The 12,916-nt window shown below is 35.5% G+C and carries 11 protein-coding genes, 1 pseudogene and 1 riboswitch; of the genes and pseudogenes, 3 read left to right on the top strand and 9 right to left on the bottom strand.

The annotated features are described in order from the left end of the window. Positions 1-446: 446 nt before the first annotated feature. From CP366_RS06170 to CP366_RS06155, 4 genes are all read right to left on the bottom strand, one after another. Positions 447-899, bottom strand: coding sequence for a flavodoxin (locus tag CP366_RS06170; RefSeq protein WP_089147860.1), 453 nt, complete (start codon positions 897-899; stop codon positions 447-449). Between the two features lie 80 nt (positions 900-979). After that, complete coding sequence (gene recQ / locus CP366_RS06165) at positions 980-2,749, bottom strand: DNA helicase RecQ (RefSeq protein WP_089147861.1); 1,770 nt, start codon at positions 2,747-2,749, stop codon at positions 980-982. Between the two features lie 119 nt (positions 2,750-2,868). Then, positions 2,869-4,128: a methionine gamma-lyase family protein gene (locus tag CP366_RS06160; protein WP_057727011.1), complete on the bottom strand. Its 1,260-nt coding sequence runs from the start codon at positions 4,126-4,128 to the stop codon at positions 2,869-2,871. Between the two features lie 10 nt (positions 4,129-4,138). Then, a complete protein-coding gene (locus tag CP366_RS06155) occupies positions 4,139-6,226 on the bottom strand; it encodes a putative ornithine decarboxylase (protein WP_089147862.1) in 2,088 nt (695 codons plus the stop codon). Positions 6,227-6,458: 232 nt separating this feature from the next. Here CP366_RS06155 and CP366_RS06150 point away from each other — a divergent pair, with 232 nt between their 5' ends. After that, positions 6,459-7,931 (top strand): APC family permease, encoded by a 1,473-nt coding sequence (locus CP366_RS06150; protein ID WP_005727729.1) that lies wholly within the window; start codon positions 6,459-6,461, stop codon positions 7,929-7,931. A gap of 47 nt (positions 7,932-7,978) precedes the next feature. Here the strand turns inward: CP366_RS06150 and CP366_RS06145 are convergent, their stop codons facing one another. Beyond that, positions 7,979-8,485 (bottom strand): pyridoxamine 5'-phosphate oxidase family protein, encoded by a 507-nt coding sequence (locus CP366_RS06145; RefSeq protein ID WP_005720258.1) that lies wholly within the window; start codon positions 8,483-8,485, stop codon positions 7,979-7,981. Positions 8,486-8,671: 186 nt separating this feature from the next. On the opposite strand from CP366_RS06145, the gene pepV reads away from it, so the two are divergent. Beyond that, positions 8,672-10,078, top strand: a complete 1,407-nt coding sequence (pepV, locus tag CP366_RS06140) for a dipeptidase PepV (protein WP_057727013.1) — start codon at positions 8,672-8,674, stop codon at positions 10,076-10,078. Positions 10,079-10,179: 101 nt separating this feature from the next. Here the strand turns inward: pepV and CP366_RS06135 are convergent. The 4 genes and pseudogenes from CP366_RS06135 to CP366_RS06120 all read right to left on the bottom strand — a co-directional run. Continuing rightward, positions 10,180-10,878: pseudogene (locus CP366_RS06135) on the bottom strand (amino acid permease); the annotation flags it as partial. Next, complete coding sequence (locus CP366_RS06130) at positions 10,809-11,039, bottom strand: hypothetical protein (RefSeq protein ID WP_005723028.1); 231 nt, start codon at positions 11,037-11,039, stop codon at positions 10,809-10,811. The pseudogene CP366_RS06135 and the gene CP366_RS06130, both read right to left, overlap by 70 nt. 10 nt (positions 11,040-11,049) lie before the next feature. Next, positions 11,050-11,427 (bottom strand): fluoride efflux transporter CrcB, encoded by a 378-nt coding sequence (crcB, locus tag CP366_RS06125; protein WP_005723027.1) that lies wholly within the window; start codon positions 11,425-11,427, stop codon positions 11,050-11,052. Continuing rightward, on the bottom strand, positions 11,424-11,822 hold the full coding sequence (locus tag CP366_RS06120; RefSeq protein WP_005727168.1) for a CrcB family protein: 399 nt from the start codon (positions 11,820-11,822) through the stop codon (positions 11,424-11,426). The genes crcB and CP366_RS06120 overlap by 4 nt, the downstream gene beginning before the upstream one ends. Positions 11,823-11,864: 42 nt before the next feature. Beyond that, positions 11,865-11,925, bottom strand: a riboswitch (Fluoride riboswitch). Between the two features lie 162 nt (positions 11,926-12,087). On the opposite strand from CP366_RS06120, the gene CP366_RS06115 reads away from it, so the two are divergent. Further along, positions 12,088-12,903 carry a phage integrase N-terminal SAM-like domain-containing protein gene (locus tag CP366_RS06115; RefSeq protein WP_013086325.1) on the top strand — a complete coding sequence of 272 codons (816 nt, stop codon included), beginning with the start codon at positions 12,088-12,090 and terminating at the stop codon, positions 12,901-12,903. Positions 12,904-12,916: the final 13 nt, after the last annotated feature.

Below are 12,916 nucleotides of genomic sequence, written 5' to 3'. Positions count from 1 at the left end.
ATACGAGAAAGGAACTCCTTTTTCTAATGTTTAAAGAAATAAATTTAAGGAATCATTCATCCTTACACAAACTATTTTACAGTCTCTGAATTACCAACAAGCAAACCAATTTTTGGAAAATTATGACAAAATTACTATTAAAAATATGTGTTATATGATATATTATAAGTAGATAAAGTAAGCGCTTACTTTTAAAAGACATAGAAATGAGGTGTTGTTGTGATATTGATTAAAGAAACCCTTGTTTTTTCTTTTGATATATATAAAAATACCACATATTTAGAGACACCTATCAAGCTAGGAGTCATGCGTAACGGCGCTTGATTCGTGTCATAAATAAAAAATGAGGGTTACATTTTGTAACTCTTATTTTTGTTCTTAAAATACAAAAGAAAATCAGTACAAAACACGGAGTTTGTACTGATTTTTAATATTCTAAAGGTTAATTATTTAACCCAATCGCGGACTTCACTATCATCACGTGCAACACCAACAACATTCAGACCATTAGCCCATTCTTTAAAGTGACTGACATAAGCCTTATGGTTAGTGCCTGCTGAGGTAAAGAATGATGCAACTTCACCACGGTAGTTTTTCATCTTTTCAAGTAATGGCTTAATTGGAGTTGCAGGATAGCCTGACCAAACAGGGCTACCGACTAAAATCAAATCATAATTATTAAAATCGATATCATCCATTTGAATTTCAGGATAAGGAACCTTACCTTGAATTTGATCTAGAGCAATATCGTTGGTCTTGTACATATCTGAATCAAAAGCGTCAGGAGCAACAGTTACTTCTTTCAAATCACTATTTTCAACTTCACCGTTAATCTTTTTAGCCATGTTCTTGGTATTGCCTTCCCAAGAATAATAGATAATTAATGTTTTTTTAGCCATAAATTTAGTCCTTCTTTCATTTACATTTATTGTAATAAAAAAAGACCGGTTTGACCAATATTTTAATATTATTATTTTAGCTATTTTCCTTTTCTTTTGATTATTTCCATCATAGCCTGACCATACTTTTTCATCTTCGCTTGCCCTACACCACTTACCTCTAAAAATTCACTTTCATTTTGTGGTTTAATTTGTGCCATATCGTGCAAAGAGCGATCTGAAAAAATCATAAATGCTGGTACTTTTTGCTGCTTAGCTAATTCCAAACGCTTTTGTCTTAAAGCTTCAAATAAAATATCACTTTCTTCACCAGCATGAGTAGTAGTTACTGAAATCTTAGCAATTCGCCGTTTGACTACAGTTTTGCCATCTAGTACATCCCACCCATGATTAGTTACATGCACTAGTGGATATTTGCTACCTTCAACTTCTAGATAACCTGAAGCAATTAAATAGTCAATCAAGCTTATAGCATCTTTTTGCTTCATTCTTAGAGAGCCAAAAGACTTATATTGTGTAGCATTCATTTCTTGCATGCGCTGATTTTTTGAGCCAATCAAACATTGAGCAACTATCGTTTTTCCAAAGCGACCATCTAGTTCATAAACCATACTAATCACTTTTTGAGCATCAATGGTAATGTCAGTCAATTCATCCTGATTTAGACAATTTGAGCATTTGCCACATGGCGGACAATCTTGACCAAAATAACGGACGATAAATTGCTGCAAACATTCACCAGTATTAGCATAATCAGTAATTGTTTGCAACTTACGATATTGCAGTTCTCGATATTTATCATCCGCATCTGATTCATCAATAAAGTAGCGATATTGACGCAAGTCACCAGGATGATAGATTAAAATCGCTTCGCTTTCTTCCCCATCACGGCCTGCCCGACCTGCTTCTTGATAGTAACTTTCCATATTACGGGCACTTGAGGCATGAATCACAAATCTGACATTACTTTTATCGATCCCCATTCCAAAAGCATTAGTTGCTACAATTACTTGAAATTCATCAAATTGAAAAGCTTCTTGTACTTGACTTCGTTCTGAAGAATCCATTCCACCATGATAAGCACCAACAGAGATTCCTTTCTTAGCCAAATAATCTGTCAAACTTTCAACTTTTTTACGTGTATTAGTGTAAATAATCCCCGCTTTATCCTGATGTGCCTTAATATATTCTGAAATATATAATGGAGTATTTTGTGGTGAGTTGACCACTTTAAACGATATATTAGGGCGAGCAAAAGAGGTAACAATCATATTCTCCTTGGGAATATTCAATTGTTCACAAATATCATCTTGAACCGCAGGCGTGGCTGTCGCTGTTAAAGCTAATATATTTGGTCTGCTTTTTAGTGAATTGATTCCATCTAATAATTGACGATAAGCAGGTCGAAAATCATGTCCCCATTGTGAAATACAGTGTGCTTCATCGACAGCAACTAGATCAATATCTAAAAAATTTAACTGATATCTAAAATAATCAATCGCTAAACGCTCAGGTGTAATATAAATTAACTTAATTTTGCCTTCATATGCCTGACGTAAAATTGGATTAACCTCTTCTTGCGGTGTAGTAGAATTTAATGCTGCCGCATTAATTTCATTTTGCTTTAAATTATCAATTTGATCTTTCATTAAAGAAATTAATGGTGAAATAACCAAAGTTACACCGGAATTAATCAAAGCTGGTATTTGATAACACATTGATTTTCCGCCACCGGTTGGCATAACCGCTAACACATTTTGCTTTTTTAAAACTAAATCAATTACTTGTTTTTGACCTGGGCGAAAATTTGTATAGCCAAATATATCTTTTAAAACTTCTTCTGGATTCATAAACTTATCCTAACTAGTTAAATTGCTACTTTTTATTCTAAATTAACAATTTACCCCAAACAAGATAAAAAGATTCACACTTTTAAATAAAGAAAAATGTGAATCTTTTAGAGTTAAATTTACTTATAAAATGTTTCTTCTACTGCATGAGTAATCGCAATCTTATCATGAGCATAGGACAAACCGCCTTGAATATAAAGCATGTATGGTTCACGTAAAGGGCCATCAGAAGAAAGCTCAATTGTTGATCCTTCAACAAAACTTCCCGAAGCCATAACAACTTCATCTTCGTAACCATCCTGATGATATGGAATTGGGTCAACAAATGAATTCATTGGTGAATAGTGTTGAATAGCCGCACAGAATTTTACCATCGGATCAGGCTCACCAAAAGTAACAGTTTGAACAATATCACTACGTGGATCACTCCATTTAGGTGAAACCTGCATCCCCATTTCTTCTAATAAGGCTGCAGTAAAGACCATACCTTTTTGAGCTTCACCAGTAGTATGAGCTGCCATAAAGAATCCTTGGTAGATATCGCGCAAATAACCCCAAGTTGCGCCTTCACCTTTTCCAGCTCCTGGCACTGTCAACCGTGAACCAGCACCATCAATTAAGTCTTGTCGCCCAACTAAGAAAGCTCCCCCTTTTACTAGACCTGCACCAGCATTCTTATAAAGGGAACCAGCCATCATATCAGCACCATAAAAAGTTGGTTCTTCACATTCAGAGAATTCTCCATAACAATTATCAATAAAAATATTAACATCTGGACGAACTTCTTTAATGAACTTAAGCATTGGCTTAATCTTAGCCATAGTAAAAGTCTTACGAGTTGCATAGCCTAATGATCTTTGAATTGCCACTACTTTAATTGAAGGATCCATGATATCTTTTTTAGCTTGATCATAATCAACCTCGCCGTCTTTTAATTCTGTAGTCTTAAACTTGATGCCCCATTCCTTCATGTTGCCTGGTTTATTGCCAGCTAAGCCAATAACTTCTTGAATAGTATCATATGGCGTACCCGTCAAATAATAAAGCGTGTCACCAGGACGAAGCATACTAAATAAACCAACAGTAATTGCATGAGTACCTGAACCAAATTGTGGACGAACTAGAGCATCATCTGTTTTAAAATAGTCAGCATATATATCTTCAATCTTATCACGACCTATATCGTCGTAGCCGTAGCCTGTTGATGGAACTAGATCTTCTTCACCAACATGATGTTTTCTAAATAGGTCCAATACACGTTGTTGATTATACAAAACTTGTTCATCAATTTCTTCTAGACGAGGTTGAATCATTGATTCAACTTTAGTCACTTTATCGCTTAACTCTTTTGGTAAATTCTCTTTCCAAGAAAAACTCATTTTTAACTCCCTATTTATTTTTGATTACTTCTGCTTGTACGCATAAACTACCATTATTATTTTCGCTCAGATATACTCCCTGAATCTCTGGCACAAAACCAGGAAACTTTTCAATAGCATGCGCCAAGACTTCAAAGTACTTTTGGTCTACTACTCCCCATTTTTCACCAGGTGCAACAATGAAAACTCCTGGTGGATACGGCAAAGCTCCTTCGGCAGCAATTCTTCCAACAACATTTTCTAGGTTGACCAGTTCATTTTGATCCTTTTTAAAAAGCTGATCAGCTGTAGCTGGTGTCATTTGATAGTCTTGCATCCCTGATTTAGAAAATAGCTTTTGCTGTAATACAAAAGTATTATTTTCCTGATAGTACTCATGCATCTCTTGACACAACTGTTTCAGGGTATAGCCTTGATAACGCTTTGGATACTCATTATATAAAACCGGCAAAACATCTTTCATTAAGTCATCTTCTAGATAGTGTTTTTCAAAACTTAAAAAAGCTTCAAGTAAAGTATCTAGTTCTGCTTGACTATCTCCCGGTGTAAGTAAAAACAACAATGAATTCAAATCATTTTTAGCTCGAATAATATGATTTTCCATTAAGTATTCTGCCACTACCGCGCCTGGAATACCCGTTTTCTCATACTTTTCATTTTTTACATCAATCCCGGGAGTTTTTACCGTAATCTTCAATGGGTCAATCATTGCTTCGCCTGGAACCATTTTACGGAAACCGTGCCAATCCGTACTTTGTCCCATTTCCCAATATTCTGCATTGGTAGCCAATTCATCAGTCGAAATTTCGGCAAAATTGTCAGGAACTAATGGCTTAAATAGCTTAGACTTTTTGAGTAGTTTTTTCCGCCATTCAATTCCCATTCGCAGAGTTTGATCCCACCACTTTTTATTTCCTGCTCCAGCAGTAACGTAGGAATTAACTGTTAATGAAGCATAAAGTGGGTATGCATAACTGGAAGTAACAAACTTCAGATAAGCATGATTAAAGTGCTTATGATCAACATATCGTTTTTGTCCTTTAATATGAGCATCCTTTTTTAGAATCTGTGACGCTTGAGCCATACCTGCTTGCTGTTTATGTAATGACTGATTAACCAAAATACCTGGATCATCAGGACCCAAGTTAAGTAGAAGTGGTGATAAATGTCTCATAATTGGTACGAATTCTTCAAAGCCGCCCCAGGCACAGTCAAACAGAACATAATCACAAAGTTTACCGATTCGGTCAATAATCCATTGTGCATCATAAAAGACTCCATCATAGGTTTCTGCTTGTACGATTGCTAACCTAAATGGCCGCTTAGCCTTTGCCTTTGCCGGATCTATCTTAGCTACTTCAGCTCTAATTTTATCTTCAGTTAAGAAGGCTGGATCCATTTCTCCAATTAGTCCAAGTGCATTTCGATCAGTTGGAATGTAGACCGGCTTTGCTCCGCTCATTACCAAGGCAGAATTATACAAAGATTTATGATTATTTCGATCAAATAAAACTAGATCGCCTTCAGATAAAAGTGCACTTGCGCAAATAGAATTAGCTGAAGTCGTTCCGTTGGTACAGAAGTAAACCTTATCTGCATGATAAGTTTTAGCAGCTTTCTTTTCTGCATTAAGTGGCGTTCCAGCATGCGTCATTGTATCCCCTAATTGAGGAACAGTATCACTTGTATCGGCAAACATTAGATTTTTACCAAAGAACTTATTAAAAACTACTCCGGCAGGATGTTTGTCATAATATTGCCCATTATGGTGACCCGGTGTAGTAAATGAAATTGGTTTTGCTTGAGCAAAATTGATCAAGTCGGTCAAAAAGCCTGGCACCATTTGCTTTTCATATTCTGTAGCTTTCTGAGTGACTTGGTCTTCATCTACCTGATCAGTTACTTTAATCAATGGAATCGGAAAGCCAGATTGTTCTCTTAGAGCTTCTGCTTGTTTTATTCCTAATGCATCATCATTTTTGACAACAATTGCGGCAAGTTCAGCACTATTTTGTACATCGCCAATTGGAATTGACGACCAACCTTTCATCTTATTAACATTGACGCCATTTCCAATGGCAATTTTCAAAAAATCCATCCTTTTTCTTTCCATTTTGTCCACGAAACCGTTTTACATATTGCAAAACTTTAAAAAGTCTTTATAATTTTTCTACAGTATAGCGTACTTTTTGCATTCTTTCTTAAAATACGCTACAGCTGAAATTATTATATAAATATTGGAGGTTTTTAACAAGTGCATTTGCCTTGCTCGCCTCCGAGAACAGCTATGTCAACACAACGATAAAATAGCTTAACTTGGAGGAATTTTTATGTCAGAAACAATCGAAACAGTCAATTTCGAACCCGGCAAAAAACACTACATGTCATGGCCGGTTATTGCATTGATCGACTTCGTAACGATTATCAGTTTTGAAAATATTTTTTATCCATTTCAAAATCAAGGCTTATCAGTAGTTGTATCTTGGATTTTCCTACTCTTCGCCTACGTTATTCCTTATGCATTGATGTCTAGTCAAATGGGCCTAACCTTTACTGATCAAGCCGGTGGATTGGCATCTTGGGTACGTCATTCATCTAACGATACACTGGGCTACTGGACTTCATGGATGTATTGGGTTCAAACTGTTCCTTATTTGGTCGATGTTTCTAATTCAGTTATTGTGTCCTTTTCATGGATTATTTTGGGCAACAATACTTTAGACAAGCATATGTCTACTTTTTGGTTTGGGATTTTGACCTTTGTCATTATTCTTGCCTTTATTTTGGTTGAAAATGCAATCAAGAATTCACTTGAACTACTATCTTTAATTGGTGGTGGTGCAATGTTTATTATGTCTATGCTCTTTGTTTTACTTGCTGTTTGGTCAGTTATGCATGGACACCATATTGCTACCCAACCATTTAACTTGGCCGCATTTAAGCCATCATTTAGTTTACGTTACTTTTCTACCACTGGTCTTCTAATCTTCGCCATGTCTGGTGCAGAACTTGCTGCTCCTTATATCGTACAAATGCGCGATCCAAAACACGAATTTCCTAAAGCAATGTGGATGTTGGCTTTGATGACTGGATTCTTGACTATCTTCGGTACTTTGGCTTTAGCAATGTTTTTCAATGCTCATCATATTCCACATGATTTCAAGATGAACGGACCTTACTATGCATTTCAACTACTAGGCGAAAGCCTTGGTTGGGGCAAAGTATTAATGTACATCTTTGCTGTTGTTCAAGCCCTCTTTATGATGGCCCAATTAGCAGTTTTACTTGATGCATCAAGTCGTGTCTTTGCCGGTGACGTTGCCGACAAATTCATGCCAAAATGGTTAACTGGGAAAAAAGACAAAACAGGTCGTCCAGTTCACTCGTACACTTTAACTTGTGGTTTAGCCTTATTCTTGCTTTTACTTACTGGGACTTTGCCAAATATTAATTCAATTTACAATTGGCTTTTAAATATCAATGGTATTATTTCCCCATACAAGACTTGTTGGGTATTCTTCGCTTTCATTATGTTACGGATGCACCAAGAGAAGTTCCACTCAGATTATGTCTTCATTAAAAATAAGACTGGTGCCCTTATCATGGGCTGGTGGTGCTTAATCTTTACCTTTATCTGTGCTACTTTAGGATTTATTCCTCAAGAAGCAGAAGCAACATTCGGTAGCGCAGCCTTTAATCACCAATTAATTATGAATATTATTACAGTTATCGTACTCTTTGGCTTAGGCTTCTTACTACCATACTTAAGAAAACGCGAAGAACGTAAAGAAATGAATATATAAAATAAACATGCTTCGATCAGTTCGAAAATCGAGGCATGTTTATTTTATTATTCTAAGATTTCAACCTGCATCTTACTAGGAACATTAACAAAGTCGAATTGTTTTTGAAAAACATGATCAAACCGTAAATCATAAACAGAACCAATAATTGGTGTTAATGCAAAAGCTCGTAAAGTGTTCATATCTTTAGTTTTATTAGCATAAATATGATGCATTTGTGGTTTGATTTTATAAATTCGTTCTAAATATTGTGGACTTACCTCATCAACATAGCCTTCTAGAGTGAAACCAATGCTAGTGAGAGTTTCTCTTCCGCGCAAAGCGGTAATTGAAACTTTATTGTGTCCCTTAATATGGCGATAAAATGACTTCTGATTAGTCGTTGCAAAAATCAGACGACCATCTTCATTAAAGTCAATATCGATAATATTGGTATGTGGATCACCATTTTGATCAACGGTACCAAAAATTACTGAATGGAAACAATCAACGATTAGATCTAGGAATTCGTCGTTACTTAAATTACGATCGAGTTCAGGAACATGTTGTCTCATAATAATCTTTCCGTTTCTATATACTTTCTGTAATTTTTATCTATATTATTTCTTATAGTGTACATGACACAATTAACTAAAAACAACTTTAATGCTCATTATTTTCCCATTTTAAATGTATAATTGTTTAATATTAATTTTTCTGGTAAAATTTTAGCTAACAAAAAATAAGAAAAGAGGCAGAATATGAATATAGATTATAAGAAATTGGCCCAAGCCAAAAAGGACGACATTCTTCGTGATCTTGACGAATTAATCGCAATCGACTCATCTGAGGATTTGAATAATACTTCCGAAGAGTATCCTGTTGGTCCAGGTCCAGTTAAGGCAATGAAGAAATTCTTATCGTTTGCACAGCGTGATGGTTTCCATATCAAAAATGTTGACAATTACGCTGGCCGTGTCGACTATGGTACTGGTGAAAAACGTTTAGGCATTATTGGCCACATGGACGTGGTTCCAGCTGGTGACGGCTGGGTAACTGATCCTTTTAAAATGTTAATTAAGGATGGTAAAATCATTGGTCGAGGTTCTGCCGATGATAAAGGTCCTGCCCTAGCTGCATATTATGGCATGCTTTTACTTAAAGAAGCTGGATTTGAACCTAAGAAAAAGATTGATTTTATTGTGGGAACCAATGAGGAAACTAATTGGGTTGGCATTGATTACTACCTAAAACATGAGCCAACCCCTGATCAAGTATTCTCACCTGATGCCGAATTTCCAATTATCAACGGTGAACAGGGGATCTATACCCTGACCATGACCTTTAAAGATGACAATAAAAAGGGATCAGTAATCCTTAAGTCATTCAAGGCCGGCATTGCCGAAAACGTAACTCCTCAAAAGGCCTATGCAACTATTGTTGGTAGTGATTTAGCCACAATGAAGGAAAAATATACTAAGTTTTTATCAGATAATAAACTTGAAGGCGAATTCACTATTGAGGGCGATGAAGCTAAGATTGAATTAACTGGTCAAGGTGCCCATGCATCTGCGCCTCAAGTTGGTAGAAATGCGGCTACATTTTTGGCAGTATTTCTAGATCAATTTGATTTTGCTGGTCGCGATAGAAGCTGGCTTCATTTCTTAGCCGATGTTGAACATGAAGACTTTAACGGCAAAAAATTAGGCGTTGCTCATCATGATGACTTGATGGGTGATCTCTCAAGTGCTCCATCAATGTTTGACTACGAGGAAAATGGAAATGCTGTTTTGAAAGATAATATTCGCTATCCTCAAGGTACTGATCCAGATAAGATGGTTAAGCAAGTTGAAGAAAAATTTGGTGATATCTTAACTCCAAGTTTTGCTTCATTTGAAGAACCTCATTATGTACCTGGAGACGATCCATTAGTTCAAACCTTGCTCAAAGTTTATGAACGCCAGACTGGTAATAAAGGTCATGAAGTCGTGATCGGCGGTGGGACTTATGGGCGTTTATTTAAGCATGGAGTTGCATATGGCGCTCAACCTGAAGATGCTCCAATGGTTATGCACCAAGCAAATGAATATATGAAGGTAGATGACCTAATTAATTCAATTGCGATTTATGCCGAAGCTATCTATGAATTGACCAAGGACGCCGAATAAAAATTTTTACATGTATCAAAAAAGCTTATATACTGATCTTGTTTTAATGCAGTATATAAGCTATAGAAAGTTGCTAGTGTCATATATCACTAGTGACTTTTTTATTTTTCCAATAAAACTTCTTCATTATTTTTCTTAGATTTTAGCCAAAAATGATGTCCCAAGTAACAAATAGCTACAAAAGGAATTGTATAGTACAATGCTACTCTTTGGGTTGGATCGAACCAGATTAACACACAAGAAAGCAGGCTTGATATAAATGCAAAATATGGAATTACAGGATACCATGGGGTCTTGTACTTCAATTCACTGAGTTGATGACCTGAGTTTAAAAATGCCCTTCTAAACTTCAATTCTGACCATGCAATCGCCGTCCAAACGAATACAACAGCTAATCCAGAAACTTCGTTGCCCAACGACCAAAGCATTCTAGTTGAAGCATACAAACCTGAATTGGCCGCAGAAATAATTGCAGTCAAAACTACGAAGTTCATAATATTTGCAGCAAATGGCACATGAATTAGGTCAAGCACATACACAAATGGGCTTTGAGTTACTCCAGCCGTATGATAAGGAATTAATGCAGCCATAACTACAATTGAGCCAATAAAGAAGACAATTAAACGCCAAAGTGTTGTCCTAATTGCTTCAGGAATAGCTTTCTGAGGATTCTCTGCTTCACCAGCCGTAATGCCAATAAGCTCAGTTCCTGAAAAAGCAAAGTTTACTATTAGCATTGTTGTAAATACTCCACCCCAGCCGTTGGGGAACCAGCCATTTTTATAAAAATTAACCAATCCCAATGTGCTTGATAAACTTTGCTCAACTGATCAATCAAAGCTGTTGCGGTCCATAATTTATTATTATTATCTACGCCTTGTTTTTCCAATTCATACGACATTGCACCATCTAGGACTAATCCCTTATTTTTAATCTGTTCAAGCAAACCCATTTTTTTCATGCTGTCAATATTATTTCAGTAAATTTCCTAAATAATAGCCGCAATAAACTAGAACCAAGCCACCCAGATATGATGACACCGCGTAGAATACAAGACCACGATAATTTTTACTCTTATAAAGCTCAACCAATTCTGTATTCATAGTGGAAAAGGTTGTATAGCCACCCATTACTCCAGTTCCCAGTAATGCATAAATAAAAGTGTTAGCACCAATTCCAAAAATCAAGCCTAAAATTAGTGCTCCAGTTAAGTTAATAAGCAAAGTCGGTGTAGGTAAATTAGAAAATTTATTGCCAATCCATTCCCAATGCTTTTTACCATAATTAGTAATAGCATAACGAAGCATGGCTCCAATTGATGCACCAATTCCTGCAAGCAAAAAATTCATCGTGTATTCCTTTCCTTTCTTACTAATTGACCAACTTTTTTACCAATTTTCATTCCTAACATAGCAAAAACAAAGCCAAAAATAATTGAGCTAAAGTAATAAATTACTGCTTCGATTGGCAAATTAGCCTGCATATTTTTTAAAACATCAAGATTAAAAGTTGAAAAAGTAGTAAATGCACCTACAAAGCCAGTACCCAATCCAACTACAAGCCACTGCCTAATCTCTTTAGTTTCAATAAAAAAGTAGGTAAAAAACGCTAATAAAAAGCAACCTATGACATTACCCCAAAAAGTACCATAATAGCTGAAGTTTGCATTTAAACCAGCACGTGCCATACCACCAAAAAAGGCGAAAATAGCGATACTAATGTAATTAATAAATTTTGAATTCAAACAGATTCCTCCCACAAAAAAGCGTCTACTCTACCCCTATCGGATAAAGTAGACGTCATTAGATTTTACTCGGTTAATGGCGAACGTCATCACCTATTCAGTTGACAGTTATCATCATACGACTTTTCTGTTTGGTTGGCAAGTTGTATTGTGTGCGTGTCGCAAAGCGACACGCAGTTTAATTATTTAATAAAAAATTTAGTAACAACGTGCTTGAAAATAATGTATAATTATTTTTAACGAATGTTTGAAAGGAGCCTCAATCTTGACTTTTCCATATGAAGATAAATTTCGCATTTACTGTAAACAACAAAAGAAACTAGCCGATTCAACTATTTCTCTAGCCTGTTCTTCAATTTCAACTTTTTGGGATTATTATTCTGGTAGTTTAGATGCTACTGAAGCAAATGTAGAAAATGTTACAACTGGAGATATACGTAACTTTTTAGATTCACTTGAAAATAAACTCCATATGAAAAGTAATACAGTAAATAAATATCTTAGTCACATAAAGATGTATTTTGTTTTTTTGAATGAATATGGCTACATCATTACTTATCCATTGCTCACTTTACGTGGTAATCGCTTCAATCGTAAGCAACACTATGTTATTGGCTGGGAAAATTATTTATCAGAATTAATTCAAATAAAAAATATTCATCCTGAAACTATCAAGATGATGGCTGCTATTGCTTGTGGTTTTAAGCCAAAAGAAATTATGATTTTGCATGTAAATGAATTGTTGGCAAAAGTTAAAGAAAATGATGTCAGAGAATATATCCAAAATCACACTAATTTTGCCAATAACGATAATCCCTATCTGTTTGCTCGCCGCGATGGCAAACATTACGCTTCTGATTTTAATATTAACCAAAAAATTGCCCCTGACCGTTCAATAGTCGGCATGCCATTAACTACACATAAGCTTCGGATGTCTTATGTCTACTCTGTTTTGTCTAATTCAAAATTAACAGAAGCGGATTATATTGAAAAATTACATCTTTCAATGAAAACTTTAAATTACTACCGTAAAAATATGACACTCTATGTAGAAACAAGTAAATTTGAATTAAAAAAATAAACAAGCAAAAACG

The organism is Lactobacillus sp. UMNPBX15, from assembly GCF_002553785.1.
GTDB classification, from domain to species: domain Bacteria; phylum Bacillota; class Bacilli; order Lactobacillales; family Lactobacillaceae; genus Lactobacillus; species Lactobacillus crispatus.
This window is presented reverse-complemented; position numbering and strand designations above follow the sequence as displayed.

What these genes read in the sequence shown, in the direction of transcription:
- CP366_RS06170 (WP_089147860.1), bottom strand. Translation starts at nt 899, where the DNA reads ATGGCTAAAAAAACATTAATTATCTATTATTCTTGGGAAGGCAATACC.
- recQ (WP_089147861.1), bottom strand. Translation starts at nt 2,749, where the DNA reads ATGAATCCAGAAGAAGTTTTAAAAGATATATTTGGCTATACAAATTTT.
- CP366_RS06160 (WP_057727011.1), bottom strand. Translation starts at nt 4,128, where the DNA reads ATGAGTTTTTCTTGGAAAGAGAATTTACCAAAAGAGTTAAGCGATAAA.
- CP366_RS06155 (WP_089147862.1), bottom strand. Translation starts at nt 6,226, where the DNA reads ATGGATTTTTTGAAAATTGCCATTGGAAATGGCGTCAATGTTAATAAG.
- CP366_RS06150 (WP_005727729.1), top strand. Translation starts at nt 6,459, where the DNA reads ATGTCAGAAACAATCGAAACAGTCAATTTCGAACCCGGCAAAAAACAC.
- CP366_RS06145 (WP_005720258.1), bottom strand. Translation starts at nt 8,485, where the DNA reads ATGAGACAACATGTTCCTGAACTCGATCGTAATTTAAGTAACGACGAA.
- pepV (WP_057727013.1), top strand. Translation starts at nt 8,672, where the DNA reads ATGAATATAGATTATAAGAAATTGGCCCAAGCCAAAAAGGACGACATT.
- CP366_RS06130 (WP_005723028.1), bottom strand. Translation starts at nt 11,039, where the DNA reads ATGAAAAAAATGGGTTTGCTTGAACAGATTAAAAATAAGGGATTAGTC.
- crcB (WP_005723027.1), bottom strand. Translation starts at nt 11,427, where the DNA reads ATGAATTTTTTGCTTGCAGGAATTGGTGCATCAATTGGAGCCATGCTT.